The organism is Pseudomonas sp. VMV1, assembly GCF_056790235.1.
This window is the reverse complement of the sequence record NZ_JBXGSE010000001.1, coordinates 768773-783975: the sequence shown is the minus strand read 5'-3', so window position 1 is coordinate 783975 and position 15203 is coordinate 768773. Positions and strand designations below refer to the sequence as shown.

The window sequence follows — 15203 nt, the reverse complement described above, 5'->3', positions numbered from 1 at the left end:
AATGGCTTGCAGGCTGTGGACGAACGCAGGTGAGACGACCGGTTCGGGACGAGTACAGCCGGGAAGCGCAGTTTACATAGGATCGTGGGTATTTTGGCCGTGCGGCAGCGCTCGACTGTTAAAGAAAGCTCGGCCAGCGCCCTAGGCGATGGCCTGCCATTCCAGCCCCTGCTGCTGATCGGCGATCTGCAGCCAGTCCGCATCGCAACCGAGGACATTGGTGAAGCAGGCGCGAGCGAGCCAGGGGTTGTTGTTCTTTTCGCTCAGATGGGCGAGTACCAGGTGCTGCAGGCCTGGGCAGGCCAGCTCCACCACCAGATCAGCCGACTGGCGGTTGTTGAGATGCCCGCGCACCCCGCCAACCCGCGCCTTGAGGTGATAGGGATAGGGCCCTGAGGCAAGCATATTGCTGTCGTGGTTGGCCTCGATCACCAGGGCATCGAGGCCGCGGTAATGGGTCAGCACACCAGGCGTCGCCTCACCGAGATCAGTGAGCACGCCCAGGCGCTTGCGGCCATCGTCGAAGACGAATTGCGTCGGCTCCAGGGCATCGTGGGAGACCTGCACCACCGTCACCTCCAGTGCATCCAGCACCAGCCGCTCGCCATCCACCAGCAGCCCCTGGGCCGCCACCGGCTTGCGCAGGCCGCGCCCGGTACCGGCGCTGTAATAGACCGGCACCCCGTGCTTGCGCGCCAGGAGCTCGACGCCCTGCACGTGATCGGAGTGTTCGTGGGTGACCAAGACGGCGTCCAGCTGGGCAGGTACCACGCCCAGCCGGGCCAGGCGACGCTCGGCTTCCCGCAGGGAGAAGCCGCAGTCGATCAGGACATAGCTGTTATGGCTGTGCACCAGGGTCGAGTTGCCCCGACTGCCGCTGCCCAGGATTGCGAAGCGCATACTGCATGCTCGTCTGAAGCTTTTTCAGCACGCCTTCGGCGATATCCTGGGGTGCTGCGGTGTTGATGGTCTTGTCCAGGGTAACCTGAACGGTGTTGCCCACCGAGGTGAGGCGCACCTGGAAGCGTCGTGCCCGAGCGTCTTCCTCTTCCTTGCTTTCGCCCTTGCCGAACAGGCGGCCAAAGAACCCTGGCTTGCGCTCTTCGGGTTTCTGCGCGCCTTCGGCGAGGTTCACGTAGTACACGCCCAGGCTGCGATCCATGTCGTCGACACGGATATCGGCGCCTTCGATGGCACGCCCGATGCTAGACCAGGCGCGATTCAGATCGCTCTCCAGCACCAGCATGGGCACGCCACTGCCGTCGACCTCGTAGGTCACGCGCTCGGGAGTATCGTAGCTACCCGTGGCCAGCAGCGAGACCGAGCCACTGCCCTCCTCGCTGCGATCCAGGCCAGCCAGCACCTGGTTCAGCAGGGCGTCATCGAGCGCCGAGCTGTTCTGGCTGCTGGACCAGGACGGCTCGCTGGAGCTGCCCTGACTGCGGGTCTGGGTCTGCAGGAAGATTTCGCTGCTGCCGGACTGCACGCCTGGCTCGATGCGCAGGCGGGTACGCAGCTCGTTGCCCGGCTGCAGGCGGCCGTTGGTGCTCAGACTGCGCGCCAGCGGCGTCGACAGCTCGGTGGGCGACTGCCATGCGGTGATGAGTTCACCGGTCTGCGGACGCTCTTCGGCGATGCGGAAGCCGTTGTCAGTCAGGTACTGACGGGCCACTGGCCAGACGTTGGCTGGGACCTTCTGGGCAGCCAGCCAGCGGGCATTGCCGCTGCGCTGGACACTGAACTGCTCGCTACCACTGCCTTGAACGGCCAGCGCCTGGGGCCGAGGTACCTCGAAGCCATAGGAGCGGTTCTGGGTATCGGCCACGTTGGCCGGGATCGGCAGCAGCGGGTCGAGCGGCTTGGCCTGGACATCGGTCGGCACCTGCATGGGGCCGGTCTCGCGGGACTCGAGGTAGTCATTGCCGCGATCACGGAAATAACCGTGCTCGCCCCACACCCAGCTACAGCCACTGGCGGTGGCCATGGCGAGGCCTAATGTCGTCAAACCTAAAACACGTTTCATCGACTGCTTCCTAATCACGCCAGCACTCCCGCCTGACGCAGGGCCTGACGTACCACTTCGTGGCAGCGCGAGCTGAGCCAGGTCAGAGGCAGGCGGATACCAGCGTCGATCATGCCCATTTCGTGGAGGGCCCACTTCACCGGGATCGGATTCGATTCGATGAACAGATTCTTGTGCAGCGGCATGAGCTTTTCGTTCAGCGCGCGTGCGGTGTCGGCGTCGCCGTTCATGGCGGCGGCGCAGAGCTCGCTCATCGCCTTGGGCGCGACGTTGGCCGTGACCGAGATGTTGCCCTTGCCGCCCAGCAGCATGAGTTCAGCCGCGGTAGCGTCATCGCCCGAGTAGACCAGGAAGTCCTTGCTGACGCGCGACAGGATGTCACGGGCCCGGGCCAGATCGCCGGTGGCTTCCTTGATGCCGATGATGTTCGGCACCTTGGCCAGCCGCTCGACGGTCTCGGCCAACATGTCGCAGGCGGTACGGCCCGGCACGTTGTAGAGAATCTGCGGGATGGCGACGGTTTCGGCGATCATGCGGAAGTGCTGATACAGCCCTTCCTGGGTCGGCTTGTTGTAATAGGGCACGACCAGCAGGCAGGCATCGGCACCCGCGTCCTTGGCGGCGCGGGTGAGGTCGATGGCCTCACGGGTGGAGTTGCCACCGGTACCGGCGATGACCGGGATGCGGCCCTTGACCTGCTCGACCACATGACGGATCACGGCTACGTGCTCGTCGACGTCGACCGTGGCGGATTCACCCGAGGTGCCCACCGCGACGATGGCGTCGGTGCCTTCGGCGAGATGGAAGTCCACCAGCTTGGTCAGGTTGTCCCAGTCGATACGCCCCTGGGCGTCCATAGGGGTGACCAGCGCCACCATGCTCCCCGCAATCATGCAACCGCTCCTGCCGGAAAAAGAGAGCGGTAATGGTACTGACGCCTCTGCGCCAGCACAAGCAACGTGCCCCCAACGGGCATTCCCCCGGCGAGCGCTTTTCGCTACCCTTTCGCCTTTGCCAGGTTCTGCAGGAAAAGTTGGCGAGCGCAGGTCGGCCGAGACGGAAAAAGCTGAGGAAATGGAGCTTACGAGCGGTAGCTGAGCATTCCGACGCCTTTTTCCACGAAGCATCACCGATGCGTAGACGCTTTTCTTGCAAAACCCAGTCGTATCTCCCCTGCCAGGAACCCCAATGTCCGCTACCCCCCCGATTCGCGAACAATTTCTCGTCATCAGTGCGCTGGGCGCCAATCCCATGGAGCTGACCAACGTGCTCTACCGCAGCTGCATGGAAAACCGTTGCGCGGTGGTCAGCAGCCGCCTGAGCCGGCACGGGGAATACAGCGCGTTGATCCTGCAGGTCTCCGGCAACTGGGACGGTCTGGCGCGCCTCGAAGGCGGACTCGCCGGCCTCGGCAAGCGCCATGGCTTTACCGTGGGCGTCACCCGCAGCGCCGCACTGGAGAATCGTCCGCAGGCCCTGCCGTACGTCGTCTATGTCAGCGCCGCCTATCGCCCGGACATCCTCAACGAACTGTGCCAGTTCTTTGCCGACCACAAGATCGAAGTGGAAAATCTGGTCTGCGACTCCTACCTGGCGCCCCAGACCGGCGGCACCATGCTCAATGCCACCATCACCGTGACGCTGCCGGCCGGCACCCAGATCAGCTGGCTGCGTGACCAGTTCCTGGATTTCGCCGACGCCCTGAACCTCGACGCCCTGATCGAGCCCTGGCGGCCGCAAAGCAATTAAGTGGAGCAAGCAGAGGAGCTGTTCATGAGCGTGACCCTCGACCAACCGCTTCCGGCGTTCCAGGCCCAGGCCACCAGCGGCCTCGAGGTCTCACCCGAGAGCCTGCGTGGCCGCCAGGCGGTGCTGTACTTCTACCCCAAGGACAGCACGCCCGGCTGCACCACCCAGGGCCAGGGCTTTCGCGACCTGCACGAGCAGTTCCTGGCGGCCAATACCCTGGTACTGGGCGTCTCCCGTGACAGCCTACGCACCCACGAGAACTTCCGCGCCAAGCAGGGCTTTCCCTTCGAGCTGATCAGCGACAAGGATGAGACCCTCTGCCAGCTGTTCGACGTGATGCGGCAGAAAAAGCTCTATGGCAAGGACTACATCGGCGTGGATCGCAGTACCTTCCTCATCGACCGGGAAGGCGTGGTGCGCCAGGTCTGGCGCGGCGTCAAGGTCCCCGGCCACGTCGCCGAGGTGCTGGCCGCCGCGCAGGCGCTGAACGAGGCCTGATCAGGCCTTGCGCAGCCAGTAGCGGAAGGTCTCCCCCGCCACCTCTTCACCCACCAAGGCGTGGCCTGAGAGCTTGGCGAAGGTCCGGAAGTCGCGTTGCGAGCCGGCATCCGTCGCCACCACGGCGAGGACATCGCCGGAAGACAGCCGGTTGAGTTCCAGCTTGGCCTTGAGCAGCGGCATGGGGCAACTCAGGCCGCTGGCGTCGAGCTGGGCGGATACGGCGCCGGTATAGGGTTGGCTCAGATCGGCCATGAAATTCTCCGTTACGGGATACGACAGGGCCCGCGTTTGCTAGGCACCCAGACGGTGGGCCGCTAAAGTAGCCATTTTGCGGCCACGAGTCATGCCATGAAAGTCTTGCGCCCCGCCCTGCTGTCCCTGGCGCTGCTCTGCGCGCCTATCCTGGCGCAAGGTGCGAACGATCTGCCTTCGCTGGGCGACGCCAGCTCTTCGATCGTCTCGCCCGAGCAAGAGTTTCAGATGGGCCGCGCCTGGCTGAGCATGTTGCGTGGCCAGGTCCCCAGCCTCAACGACCCCCAGCTCAAGCAGTTCGTCGAGCGGTCGGTGTACCGCCTGGCGGAAACCAGCGATCTGCAGGATCACCGGCTGGCATTCATCCTGATCAAGGACCCGGAGATCAACGCCTTCGCCGCGCCCGGTGGGGTGATCGGGGTGAACGGTGGTCTCTTTCTCAAGGCCGAGAACGAGGCGGAGTACGCGGCGGTCATGGCTCACGAACTGGGCCACCTGATCCAGCGCCATTTCGCCCGTGGGGTGGAGAATCAGCAACGCATGCAGCTGCCGCTGATGGCGGCGCTGCTGGCCGGCATCGTGGCGGCCGCGGCCGGCGGAGGCGACGCCGGCATCGCTGCCATCGCCTCGACCCAGGCGGCGGCGATCCAGAGCCAGCTGCGCTTCTCGCGCCTCAACGAACAGGAGGCCGACCGCGTCGGCATCGTCAACCTGGAACGCGCCGGCTACGACCCGCGTGCCATGCCGGAGATGTTCGGCCGCCTCGCCCGCCAGTATCGCTACGATCGCACCCCGCCGGAATTCCTGCTGACCCACCCGGTCACCGAGAGCCGCATCGCCGATACCCAGGCGCGCGCCGAGCGTCTTCCCAAGGGTGGCGTCGAGGACAGCACTCACTTCCAGCTGATGAAGATCCGCGCCCAGATGTATTTCGAGGAAACCGCCGGCCTGCTGGTCAAGCGCTATCGGGCGCAGTTGCAGGAAGCACCGGACAACGATCCCGCGCGCTACGGCCTGGCCATGGGCCTGACGCGCCAGGGCCAGCTCAACGAGGCCCGCGATACCCTTGCGCCCTTGCTGCGCAAGGCACCGGACGATATCAGCTACAACCTCGCCCAGGCCGATCTGGACATCACCGCCAATCGCCTGCCTGATGCCCAGAAGCGCGTCCAGCGGTTGATGGAGCTCTATCCGGACGATCTGGCCGTGACCCTGGCGCAGGTAGACATGCTCACTCGCACCAAGCAGCCCAAGGCCGCCAGTCAGCTACTGGACAAGCTGCTCAAGCAGCGCCCGATCGACCCGGACCTGTGGAATCAGGCGGCCGATGTACGGGGCCAGGCCGGCGATCTGGTCGGGGTGCACCAGGCGCGGGCCGAATACTTCGCCCTGACCGGCGACTACAACCAGGCCATCCAGCAGCTGGGCTTCGCCAAACAACGCGCGGCCAGCAACTATCAACTGGCCGCGCGAATCGACGCCCGCCAGCAGGAGATGATCGCCCAGCGCAAGCTGAGCGAAGAGATCCTGCGCTAGGCGTTGCCCTTGACCCTTAGCTGCATGGCCTGGGTGAAGTCGAGCATCCGCTTGAGCGGCTTGACCGCCCTGGGGATGAGCGCCGGGTCAACCAATACCTCGCCAGAGCCGTCGAGCAGGCAGTTGAGCGTGCGCTCCAGGGTGTTCATCGCCATCCAGGGGCAGTGGGCACAACTGCGGCACGCCGCGCCGTTGCCAGCGGTGGGCGCCTCGATGAAGACCTTGTCCGGGCAGGCCTGCTGCATCTTGTAGAAGATACCGCGGTCGGTAGCGACGATGAACTGGCGATTGGGCAGCGTCTGGGCGGCCTTGATCATCTGGCTGGTGGAGCCGACATGGTCGGCCAGCTCGATCACCGCCTCGGGCGACTCCGGATGCACCAGGATGGCTGCCTCCGGGTAGAGCCGCTTGAGGTCCTCCAGCTGGCTGGCCTTGAACTCCTCGTGAACGATGCAGGAGCCTTCCCAAAGCAGCATGTCCGCACCGGTCTCACGCTGGATATAGCGCCCCAGGTGCCTGTCCGGGGCCCAGAGGATGGTCTCGTCGTTGTCCATCAGGTGCTCGACGATGTCCAGCGCGCAGCCGGAGGTCACCACCCAGTCCGCCCGCGCCTTAACGGCCGCGGAGGTGTTGGCGTAGACCACCACGGTGCGCTCGGGATGCTGGTCGCAGAAAGCCGAGAACTCCTCCACCGGGCAGCCCAGGTCCAGCGAGCAGGTGGCTTCCAGGGTTGGCATCAGCACCCGTTTTTCCGGGTTGAGGATCTTGGCCGTCTCGCCCATGAACTTCACGCCAGCCACCACCACGGTGGACGCCGGATGGCGATTGCCGAAGCGCGCCATTTCCAGGGAGTCGGCGACGCAGCCGCCGGTTTCCTCGGCCAGGGCCTGGATCAGCGGATCGGTGTAGTAATGGGCCAGGAGCACCGCGTTCTGCGCCTTGAGCTCGCGGGCAATGGCGGTCTTGTAGGCCGCGATCTCATCCGGCCCGAGCGCCTTGGGCTGCTTGGCGGCCAGATGGGCCTGGACCAGGAGACGTTCGGAAATCTGCGCCATGGCGGGTACCTGAAAACGGGGGTCGTCAAGGCCGCGCATCATAGCAGCATCCTCGCCGACTCCCTACGGTCGACCGCAGCGATCCTGCTCGATGAGTGGCCATCTGCCGCTAATGTCTGGCAACACTTGGCTTTCCACTTATCTTGCGGCCGCAGGTCCGAGACAGGAACGCCCGGCGAGCGTCTCGCCGGCTGCCTCTACTGGAGAATTCTCGTGCCGCCCCGCTCCGCCTCACGCGCCCGGACTTCCGATCACGATCTCACAGGCCTGCTCGACGAGCTGCGCCGACTGCATACCGCCCTGGAGCAAGCCGCCGCCGACCCGCGCCTGGACCGGCAGGCCCTCAATCCCGCCTATCGCGCCAGCGCCCACAACCTGCTGGCCTACCTGGCGCTGCGCGACCAGGATTTGCATGCCTTGCAGCTGCGCCTTTCCGCCCTGGGGCTGTCTTCCCTCGGCCGCTCCGAAGCCGAGGTGCTTCCCGCCGTAGCGACCCTCGTCGGCATGGTGGAGCGATTGCTGGGGCAGGCTCCGTCGGCACCATCCGTGCCCCGGACGGAGCATCCCCTGGCTCGCCATGCCCGCACCCTGTTCGGCGCCGCGTCCCGCACGCGGGAGGTGCGCATCATGGTCACCCTGCCCCGCGAGGCCGCAGACAACTATTCGCTGGTACGCGACCTGCTGGCCGCGGGCATGGATTGCGCGCGCATCAATTGCGCCCACGACGAACCGGCCAGCTGGACACGAATGATCGAACACGTGCGCCGTGCCAGCACGGAAGTGGACCAGCCCTGCAAGGTATTCATGGACCTGCCGGGGCCCAAGCTGCGCACCGGCCCCATCGCTCCCGGCCTGGCCGTGCAGAAGGTGAAACCCGAGCGCGACATCCAGGGCCGGGTCCGGCATCCGGCGCGCCTCTGGCTGACGAGCCGGCGTCACCCCCGCCCGGCGCCGTCCGCCGCCGCGGCCAGTATCCAGGTCGGCGAGCGCTGGTTGCGCGGGCTGCAGGTCGGCGAGCGCATTCGTCTGCTGGATGCGCGCCAGGCACAGCGACGACTGGAGGTCGTCGAGGTATCACCCAAGGGCTGCTGGGCGGAAGTGCACAAGACCTCCTATCTCGCTCCCGGCCTGCGCCTGACCGTCGAGCGTGGCGGTCGCAAGACGCACAGCCACATCGGTGATTTCGCACCGCAACCAGGCGTGCTGCGGCTGAAAGAGGACGATCTGTTGATCCTGACCGCCGACCAGACGCCGGGGCGCCCTGCCAGCCATGACAGCCGGGGTCGCCTGCTGACACCGGCGACCCTGGGCTGCACCCTGCCGCAGGTGTTCGCCGACGTGCGCGGCGGTGAACCGGTCTGGTTCGACGACGGCAAAATCGGCGGCGTGATCGAGCGCGCCGACCTGGACACGCTGCAGGTCCGCATCACCCATGCGCCGGGTGGGGCCAAGCTCAAGGGCGACAAGGGCATCAACTTTCCCCAGAGCACCCTGCGGCTGTCAGCGCTGGGCGACCAGGACCTTGCCGCCCTGGCCTTTGCCGCCGAGCATGCCGACGGCATCGAGATGTCCTTCGTGAACAGCGCGGACGATGTCCGGGCGCTGCTCGCGGAACTGGAGCGGCTGCAGGCCGATCAGCTGGGCGTGGTGCTGAAGATCGAGACCCGCCGAGGCTTCGACAACCTCCCCGCGCTGCTGCTGGCAGGCATGCGTCGCGGCGGCTTCGGCGTCATGATCGCCCGGGGCGATCTGGCGGTGGAAGGTGGCTTCGAACGCCTGGCGGCGCTGCAGGAAGACATCCTCTGCCTCTGCGAGGCGGCCCATGTGCCGGTGATCTGGGCGACCCAGGTCCTGGAGAACCTGGCCAAGAAGGGCTCGCCCTCCCGTGCCGAGATCACCGATGCCGCCACCGGGGTCCGCGCCGAATGCGTGATGCTGAACAAGGGCCCGCACATCCTCAAGGCGGTGGCCACCCTGGATGAGCTGCTAGTGCGGATGCAGGGCTACAACAGCAAGAAACGCCAGTTGCTGCGCAAGTTGGAACTGGCTTCACCCTGGGCGGATTGATCCACCCAGGGCGCGCTTGCCCTAGAGGACCTGCAGGCGACCCGCTTCCAGACGAACGCGGGCACCATAGGGCCAGGCCTGGTTTTCCGGGCCATGGCCGCTGGGCAGGCCGCGATAGAGGGCGATGCCACGCGGTGCCAGCCACTCGGCGAAAATCTCTTCCAGGGACTGCTCGACGTTGCGCTGCGGGCAGTCGGTGAAGGTGCCCAGGCAGACGGCGCCGATGCGATGTTCGGTCAGGTTGCCCAGCAGCTGGCAGAGGCTGCGCTCCAGCCGGTAGTAGGGCTCGCCGACGTCTTCCAGCATGAGGATGGCGCCATCATGGGGACGCAGCGCCGCCGCCGTGCCGACCACGCTGGCCAGGGTGGTGAGGTTACCGCCGATCAGCTCACCCGCAGGCACCTGGGCGGGACCGGCGAGACGCTCCAGCTGCCAGCCCGGACGGGCACCGGCGCACAGCTCCAGCACCGACTCCAGGGAGTGGGTACGGGCGGCCTGGGCTTCAGGATCCTCGTCACGACGGCCCCAGTCCAGCGCGCCGGGACCGTGGATGGCGGTGAGGCCACGGCGGTGAAAGGCTTCCAGCAGGACGGTCAGATCGGAGTAGCCGATCAGCGGCCGCCCCTTGCTGCTGGATAACCGCGACCAGTCCAGCCAGGGCAGCAGCTGGGCGGAGCCATAGCCGCCGCGCAGGCACCAGACTGCATCCACGTCCGCCTGGCTGAACGCCCAATGCAGATCCGCTGCCCGCTCCTCGGCGGTTCCGGCGAGATAGCGATGCCGCTTGAGCGCCTGCTCACCCAGCACCGCTTCGATACCGGCGGCCTGCAACTGCTCGACCGCTGCCGTGACCAGCTCTTCCTTGACCGCACCTGCCGGACTGACCAGCGCCACACGCCGCACGGGACTCATTCCAGCACCTCCACCGGCATGCCGGCTTCGATGACGCCACGGCCCAGGGGGATGACGTTCATGCCGAACAACATGCGGTTGTCATTGAAGCGGTATTCGCGCAGCGCCGTCAGCGGTTGCCGATCCGGGTCCTTCTCGCCGGTAACTGGGTCTTGGGTGATGACGATGCAACGCGCGCAGGGACAGGCCACGGCGAAGTTCACCGCACCGATGCGCATTCGCTTCCAGCCGTCCTCGGCATAGGCCGGCGTCCCTTCCACCACCAGATTCGGCCGGAAGCGCAGCATTTCCAGCGGTTTACCCACTCGCGCCACCAGGTCGGCCAGGGAGGCCTCGCTGGTCAGCAGCAAGGGAAAGCCGTCGGCGAAATGCACCTTCTGCCCGGGCTCGGCGAAATCGGTGTTGATCTGGCGAGCATGGCTCTCGGCGATGTGCACCAGGCGGCAAGGACGCCCAAGGAAATCGCTCAACCAGGCATCGGCCTCGGCGGCCACCGGCGCCTGCAGGGTGTCGCGCCAGATGGTGACACCCAGGCGTTCGCCCGTGGCCTCCGGGACGGTCACCTCGATCGGCTCCTGGCCCGGCGCGCTCAGGCGCAGGCAGTCAGCGGCCAGCCAGCGCGCCTCGATGTGATTCATCTTCGCCAGTTGGCGCAGGGTCAGGAAGCGGCCGGTGTCGGCATCCACCACCATCCAGCGGCGATCACCCACCAGGCCCAGGGCGTCCACCTCGGCCTGCGCCAGGGATTCCACGGCCGTCGACTTGACGGGATAACGATAGAGGGCACTGAGGTGCGACATGGGCGCGGCTTCCTGGCGGCGGACAAAGGCCGCCAGTGTAAGGGAGGCGCCGGAGCGGCGAAACCGCGAGGATTACTCCTCGGCCAGCGCCAGGCGCCGGCGCACTTCCTCGACCAGTTGATCGGGCTGGAACTTGGAGAGGAAGGCGTTGCAGCCCACCTTCTTCACCATGGCTTCGTTGAAGCTGCCCGACAGCGAGGTGTGCAGCACCACATAGAGGTCGGCGAGCCGCGGATCCTGGCGGATCTCGGTGGTCAGGCGATAGCCGTCCATTTCCGGCATCTCGGCATCGGTCAGGACCATCAGCAGCTTCTCGGTCAGCACCACGCCCTCGTCGGCCCAGGCCTTGAGCTTGCGCAGGGCCTGCAGGCCATCGGTGGCGACGTGGAATTTCAGATCCAGCTGCACCAGGGTGTCGCGCAGCTGGCCGATGGCGGTGCTGGAGTCGTCCACCAGCAGCACCTCGCGACCGCGAGCCTTGGCCAGCAGCGGATCGGCCAGGCGCTCCTGGGAGACCTTGACGTTGTAGGGGGCGATCTCGGCCAGCACCTTTTCCACGTCGATCACCTCCACCAGACGGTCTTCGATGCGGGTGATGGCGGTCAGGTAGTGCTGGCGTCCGGCGCCGCCGGGCGGAGCCTGGATGCTGTCCCAGTTGAGGTTGATGATGCGATCGACGCTACCCACCAGGAAGGCCTGCACCGAGCGGTTGTACTCGGTGACGATGATGGTGCTGTTTTCGTCGGGCGTGATCGGTCGCATGCCGATGGCCGCGGCCAGATCGATCACGGGCAGGGTCTGACCCCGCAGGTGGACGACGCCGCAGATCATGGGATGGCGCTTGGGCATCTGGGTCAGGCGCGGCAGCTTGAGCACCTCCTGCACCTTGAACACGTTGATGGCGAACATCTGCCGGCTGGACAGCTGGAACATGAGAATTTCCAGACGGTTCTCGCCAACCAGCTGAGTGCGTTGATCGACGGTGTCGAGAATGCCAGCCATGGAAAGTCCACTCCAAAGATAAGTCAGGTCACAGGCTATCGGCGGCTGACGCCAGTTCTTGAGTCCCGGAAACAGGAAAGCCGCCCGAGAGCGGCTTCCAGGACGGACGCGCGGATCAGGCGCGCGGCAGGGTCACGCCGCGCTGGCCCTGGTACTTGCCACCGCGATCCTTGTAGGAGACCTCGCAGGCCTCGTCGGATTGCAGGAACAGCATCTGGGCCACGCCTTCGTTGGCGTAGATCTTGGCCGGCAGCGTCGTGGTGTTGGAAAACTCCAGGGTGACGTGGCCTTCCCACTCGGGCTCCAGCGGCGTGACGTTGACGATGATGCCGCAGCGGGCATAGGTGCTCTTGCCCAGGCAGATGGTCAGGACGTCACGGGGGATACGGAAGTATTCCACGGTACGCGCCAGGGCGAAGGAGTTCGGCGGGATGATGCAGACATCGCTGACCACGTCGACGAAGCTCTTGTCGTCGAAATTCTTCGGGTCCACCACCGCCGAATGGATGTTGGTGAAGACCTTGAATTCGTTGGCGCAGCGCACGTCGTAGCCGTAGCTGGACACCCCGTAGGAAATCACCCGGCTGTCGTCCGCGCCGCGCATCTGGCGCTCGACGAAGGGCTCGATCATGCCGTGCTCCTGGGCCATGCGGCGAATCCACTTGTCCGATTTGATGCTCATGGCAGGTCTTGCTCCGGGGGTGAAAAAATTGACCGCGCATTCTAGTGGATAGCCGCGCGGTCTCAAAGACGACCGGACGAAATCAGTCGTCGCTGACGGTGATGGTTGGCATGCCGCCCCCAGCCTGGCCGCCCAAGGCGATGCGGGCCCCGACCTTGCGTGCCAGTTCCTGGTAGATCAGCGCGATCTGGCTGTCGGGATCGGCGATGGCGGTGGGACGTCCGGCGTCGGCCTGCTCGCGGATGGCCATGGCCAGCGGCAGGGAAGCCAGGAGATCCACGCCGTACTGCTCGGCCAGCTTGCTGCCGCCGCCCTCGCCGAACAGGTGCTCGGCATGACCGCAGTTGGAGCAGATGTGCACGGCCATGTTCTCCACCACCCCGAGCACCGGGATGTTGACCTTCTGGAACATTTCCACGCCCTTCCTGGCATCCAGCAGGGCCAGATCCTGGGGCGTGGTGACGATCACCGCGCCGGCCACCGGCACCTTCTGCGCCAGGGTCAGCTGGATATCACCAGTGCCGGGCGGCATGTCGATCACCAGGTAGTCGAGGTCGTTCCAGGCGGTCTGGGTGATCAGCTGGATCAGGGCGCCGGAGACCATCGGGCCACGCCAGGCCACCGGGGTCTTGTCATTGGTCAGGAAGGCCATGGACATGACCTCGACGCCATGGGCCTGCAGCGGGATGAACCACTTTTCATCGCGCACTTCGGGACGGGTGCCCTCGGCGAAGCCGAACATGATCCCCTGGCTGGGGCCATAGATGTCGGCGTCCAGCACGCCGACCCGGGCGCCTTCGCGGGCCAAGGCCAGCGCCAGGTTGGCGGCGGTGGTGGACTTGCCCACGCCGCCCTTGCCGGAAGCCACGGCGATGATGTTCTTGACGTTGCCCATGGCGTCCAGCTGCGGCTGGGCCGCGTGAGGGGCGATCTGGCAATCGATCTGGACCTCGGCGGTCTCGACCCCGGGCACGTTCTCCAGCGCGGTCTTGAGCACCTGGGCCAGACCGCCCTTGAACAATCCGGCGGCATAGCCCAGCTCGAAGCGGGCCCGTACGCGGCCACCGTCCAGCGCGAGGTCGCGCAGGGCGCCGGCGCTGAGCAGGTCCTGTTCGAGATAGGGATCGTGATACTGGCGCAGCGCGGCCTCGATGGCCTCGCGAGTCGGAGCGGTCATGCAGACTCCCGGAAACGACGGATAGGAAAGAGAAGCTGCGGCCTATGCTACCCACTGTCCTTGGTAAAGCCTATCCGCACGGCGCTACACTCCCGGCTTGCCCCCAGCCCGTGGAGCCCTGCGTGAACCAGCCTTCCCTGCACATCAGTTCCACCTTCGACAGCGGTGCCGTCGAGGTGCTGTCCCTGGCCGACCCCGCCGACATCCGCCTACGCATCCGTCCTGACACTGCCTCGCCCTTCACCCAGTGGTTCCACTTCCGCCTGGAAGGTGCCCGCGGCCTGCCCTGCCGGCTGAGCTTCGCCAATGCCGGCGAGTGCGCCTACCCCGAGGGCTGGCGCGACTATGGCGTGGCCGCGAGCTATTGTGGCCAGGAGTGGTTCCGCATTCCCACTCGCTACGACGGCAAGACCCTGAGCTGGGACGTCACCCCCGATCACGACAGTCTGTTCTTCGCCTACTTCGAGCCCTATCCGGAGAGCCGCCACCTGGCCTTCGTTGGTGAGGCGCAGCGCCATCCTGCCGTCCGTCTGGAAACCGTCGGTCGCTCGCTGTTGGGCCGGTCACTGGACCTGTTGCGCATCGGCACGCCGGGCGCCGGCAAGAAGAACATCTGGGTCATCGCCCGCCAGCACCCCGGTGAGCCCATGGCCGAGTGGTTCGTCGAAGGCCTGCTGCGCCGCCTGCTGGGCCTGGGCGAACACCAGGGCGACCCGGTCGGCGCCAAGCTGCTGGAACACGCCGTGTTGCACGTGGTGCCCAACATGAATCCCGACGGTTCGGCCCTGGGCAATCTGCGCACCAACGCGGCCGGTGCCAACCTAAACCGCGAATGGCTGGAGCCGGACGAGGAGCGCAGCCCCGAGATCCTGGCGGTGCGCCGCGCCATTGCCGCGACCGGCTGCGACCTCTTCCTCGACATCCACGGCGACGAAGCCCTGCCCTATGTCTTCGTCGACGGCTGCAATGGCCTGCCCAACTTCGGTGAGCGCGAAGAGGCCGAGCAACAGGCCTTCCTGCAGCGCTTCCAGCGTGCCAGCCCGGACTTCCAGACCCGGTACGGCTATCCCCGGGGTCACTTCGGCAGCGAGACCCTCAAGCTCGCCACCAAGTATGTCGGCCATACCCATGGCTGCCTGGCCCTGACCCTCGAATTGCCCTTCAAGGACAACGCCAACGATCCCCGTCCGGATGTGGGCTGGAACGGTGCCCGCAGCGCCGCCCTGGGCGCGGCCATGGTCAATGCCCTGTACTGGCAGCTGGCCGATCTCTGAATGCTCGAAGTCTGCTGCGCGGCGGCCAGACTGGCGTAGGAAACTGCCTCAGAATGCTCATTTACCCGTTGTAAACTGCGCTTCTTTGGCAATTTCCGCCTTGTCTGGCGCTAGCGCGCAGGACTTCGCGCTTTTTAACGCCCATCCCCACGGATGAAACCGACCGGCCATTT

15 protein-coding genes are annotated in these 15203 nt (G+C 65.9%); 5 read left to right on the top strand and 10 right to left on the bottom strand.

Annotated elements, in window-relative coordinates; translation table 11 throughout:
- Positions 1-141 precede the first annotated feature (141 nt).
- From ACUCV0_RS03665 to dapA, 3 genes are read right to left on the bottom strand one after another with little or no spacing between them, the layout of a single operon-like run.
- Positions 142-900, bottom strand: a complete 759-nt coding sequence (locus ACUCV0_RS03665) for an MBL fold metallo-hydrolase (RefSeq protein ID WP_059314436.1) — start codon at positions 898-900, stop codon at positions 142-144.
- Positions 839-2023, bottom strand: coding sequence for an NlpB/DapX family lipoprotein (gene bamC / locus ACUCV0_RS03660; protein WP_482212021.1), 1185 nt, complete (start codon positions 2021-2023; stop codon positions 839-841). The genes ACUCV0_RS03665 and bamC overlap by 62 nt, the downstream gene beginning before the upstream one ends.
- Before the next feature lie 14 nt (positions 2024-2037).
- A complete protein-coding gene (dapA, locus tag ACUCV0_RS03655) occupies positions 2038-2916 on the bottom strand; it encodes a 4-hydroxy-tetrahydrodipicolinate synthase (protein WP_271654486.1) in 879 nt (292 codons plus the stop codon).
- 295 nt (positions 2917-3211) lie between these two features.
- Here dapA and ACUCV0_RS03650 point away from each other — a divergent pair, with 295 nt between their 5' ends.
- Together ACUCV0_RS03650 and ACUCV0_RS03645 are read left to right on the top strand one after the other, a co-directional pair.
- Entirely contained in the window at positions 3212-3772 is a 561-nt protein-coding gene (locus ACUCV0_RS03650; protein ID WP_059314433.1) for a glycine cleavage system transcriptional repressor, read from the top strand.
- A gap of 24 nt (positions 3773-3796) precedes the next feature.
- Entirely contained in the window at positions 3797-4270 is a 474-nt protein-coding gene (locus ACUCV0_RS03645) for a peroxiredoxin (RefSeq protein WP_482212020.1), read from the top strand.
- On the opposite strand, the gene ACUCV0_RS03640 is transcribed toward ACUCV0_RS03645, so the two are convergent.
- Positions 4271-4525 (bottom strand): sulfurtransferase TusA family protein, encoded by a 255-nt coding sequence (locus ACUCV0_RS03640; protein ID WP_059314431.1) that lies wholly within the window; start codon positions 4523-4525, stop codon positions 4271-4273. It abuts the gene before it with no gap.
- Between the two features lie 96 nt (positions 4526-4621).
- Here ACUCV0_RS03640 and ACUCV0_RS03635 point away from each other — a divergent pair, with 96 nt between their 5' ends.
- Positions 4622-6061: a M48 family metalloprotease gene (locus ACUCV0_RS03635; RefSeq protein WP_059314430.1), complete on the top strand. Its 1440-nt coding sequence runs from the start codon at positions 4622-4624 to the stop codon at positions 6059-6061.
- Here the strand turns inward: ACUCV0_RS03635 and nadA are convergent.
- Positions 6058-7116, bottom strand: coding sequence for a quinolinate synthase NadA (gene nadA / locus ACUCV0_RS03630; RefSeq protein WP_059316854.1), 1059 nt, complete (start codon positions 7114-7116; stop codon positions 6058-6060). The genes ACUCV0_RS03635 and nadA overlap by 4 nt on opposite strands.
- Positions 7117-7329: 213 nt before the next feature.
- Between nadA and ACUCV0_RS03625 the strand changes: the two genes are divergently transcribed.
- Entirely contained in the window at positions 7330-9183 is a 1854-nt protein-coding gene (locus tag ACUCV0_RS03625) for a pyruvate kinase (protein WP_482212019.1), read from the top strand.
- Between the two features lie 21 nt (positions 9184-9204).
- Here the strand turns inward: ACUCV0_RS03625 and ACUCV0_RS03620 are convergent, their stop codons facing one another.
- From ACUCV0_RS03620 to apbC, 5 genes are all read right to left on the bottom strand, one after another.
- Positions 9205-10095, bottom strand: a complete 891-nt coding sequence (locus tag ACUCV0_RS03620; RefSeq protein ID WP_454252837.1) for a S66 peptidase family protein — start codon at positions 10093-10095, stop codon at positions 9205-9207.
- Positions 10092-10895 carry an MOSC domain-containing protein gene (locus ACUCV0_RS03615; RefSeq protein ID WP_482212018.1) on the bottom strand — a complete coding sequence of 268 codons (804 nt, stop codon included), beginning with the start codon at positions 10893-10895 and terminating at the stop codon, positions 10092-10094. The genes ACUCV0_RS03620 and ACUCV0_RS03615 overlap by 4 nt, the downstream gene beginning before the upstream one ends.
- Before the next feature lie 72 nt (positions 10896-10967).
- Positions 10968-11897 carry a chemotaxis protein CheV gene (locus tag ACUCV0_RS03610; RefSeq protein ID WP_017640322.1) on the bottom strand — a complete coding sequence of 310 codons (930 nt, stop codon included), beginning with the start codon at positions 11895-11897 and terminating at the stop codon, positions 10968-10970.
- 115 nt (positions 11898-12012) lie between these two features.
- Entirely contained in the window at positions 12013-12579 is a 567-nt protein-coding gene (gene dcd, locus ACUCV0_RS03605) for a dCTP deaminase (RefSeq protein ID WP_007162761.1), read from the bottom strand.
- A gap of 82 nt (positions 12580-12661) precedes the next feature.
- Entirely contained in the window at positions 12662-13756 is a 1095-nt protein-coding gene (gene apbC / locus ACUCV0_RS03600; protein ID WP_059314426.1) for an iron-sulfur cluster carrier protein ApbC, read from the bottom strand.
- A gap of 122 nt (positions 13757-13878) precedes the next feature.
- Here apbC and ACUCV0_RS03595 point away from each other — a divergent pair, with 122 nt between their 5' ends.
- The gene (locus tag ACUCV0_RS03595) at positions 13879-15030 is read left to right on the top strand and encodes a M14-type cytosolic carboxypeptidase (protein WP_313648905.1); all 1152 of its coding nucleotides are present in this window, start codon (positions 13879-13881) and stop codon (positions 15028-15030) included.
- The last annotated feature ends 173 nt before the right edge of the window (positions 15031-15203 follow it).

Coding starts and splice junctions, on each gene's coding strand:
- ACUCV0_RS03665 (WP_059314436.1), bottom strand. CDS start 900: ATGCGCTTCGCAATCCTGGGCAGCGGCAGTCGGGGCAACTCGACCCTG.
- bamC (WP_482212021.1), bottom strand. CDS start 2,023: ATGAAACGTGTTTTAGGTTTGACGACATTAGGCCTCGCCATGGCCACC.
- dapA (WP_271654486.1), bottom strand. CDS start 2,916: ATGATTGCGGGGAGCATGGTGGCGCTGGTCACCCCTATGGACGCCCAG.
- ACUCV0_RS03650 (WP_059314433.1), top strand. CDS start 3,212: ATGTCCGCTACCCCCCCGATTCGCGAACAATTTCTCGTCATCAGTGCG.
- ACUCV0_RS03645 (WP_482212020.1), top strand. CDS start 3,797: ATGAGCGTGACCCTCGACCAACCGCTTCCGGCGTTCCAGGCCCAGGCC.
- ACUCV0_RS03640 (WP_059314431.1), bottom strand. CDS start 4,525: ATGGCCGATCTGAGCCAACCCTATACCGGCGCCGTATCCGCCCAGCTC.
- ACUCV0_RS03635 (WP_059314430.1), top strand. CDS start 4,622: ATGAAAGTCTTGCGCCCCGCCCTGCTGTCCCTGGCGCTGCTCTGCGCG.
- nadA (WP_059316854.1), bottom strand. CDS start 7,116: ATGGCGCAGATTTCCGAACGTCTCCTGGTCCAGGCCCATCTGGCCGCC.
- ACUCV0_RS03620 (WP_454252837.1), bottom strand. CDS start 10,095: ATGAGTCCCGTGCGGCGTGTGGCGCTGGTCAGTCCGGCAGGTGCGGTC.
- ACUCV0_RS03615 (WP_482212018.1), bottom strand. CDS start 10,895: ATGTCGCACCTCAGTGCCCTCTATCGTTATCCCGTCAAGTCGACGGCC.
- ACUCV0_RS03610 (WP_017640322.1), bottom strand. CDS start 11,897: ATGGCTGGCATTCTCGACACCGTCGATCAACGCACTCAGCTGGTTGGC.
- dcd (WP_007162761.1), bottom strand. CDS start 12,579: ATGAGCATCAAATCGGACAAGTGGATTCGCCGCATGGCCCAGGAGCAC.
- apbC (WP_059314426.1), bottom strand. CDS start 13,756: ATGACCGCTCCGACTCGCGAGGCCATCGAGGCCGCGCTGCGCCAGTAT.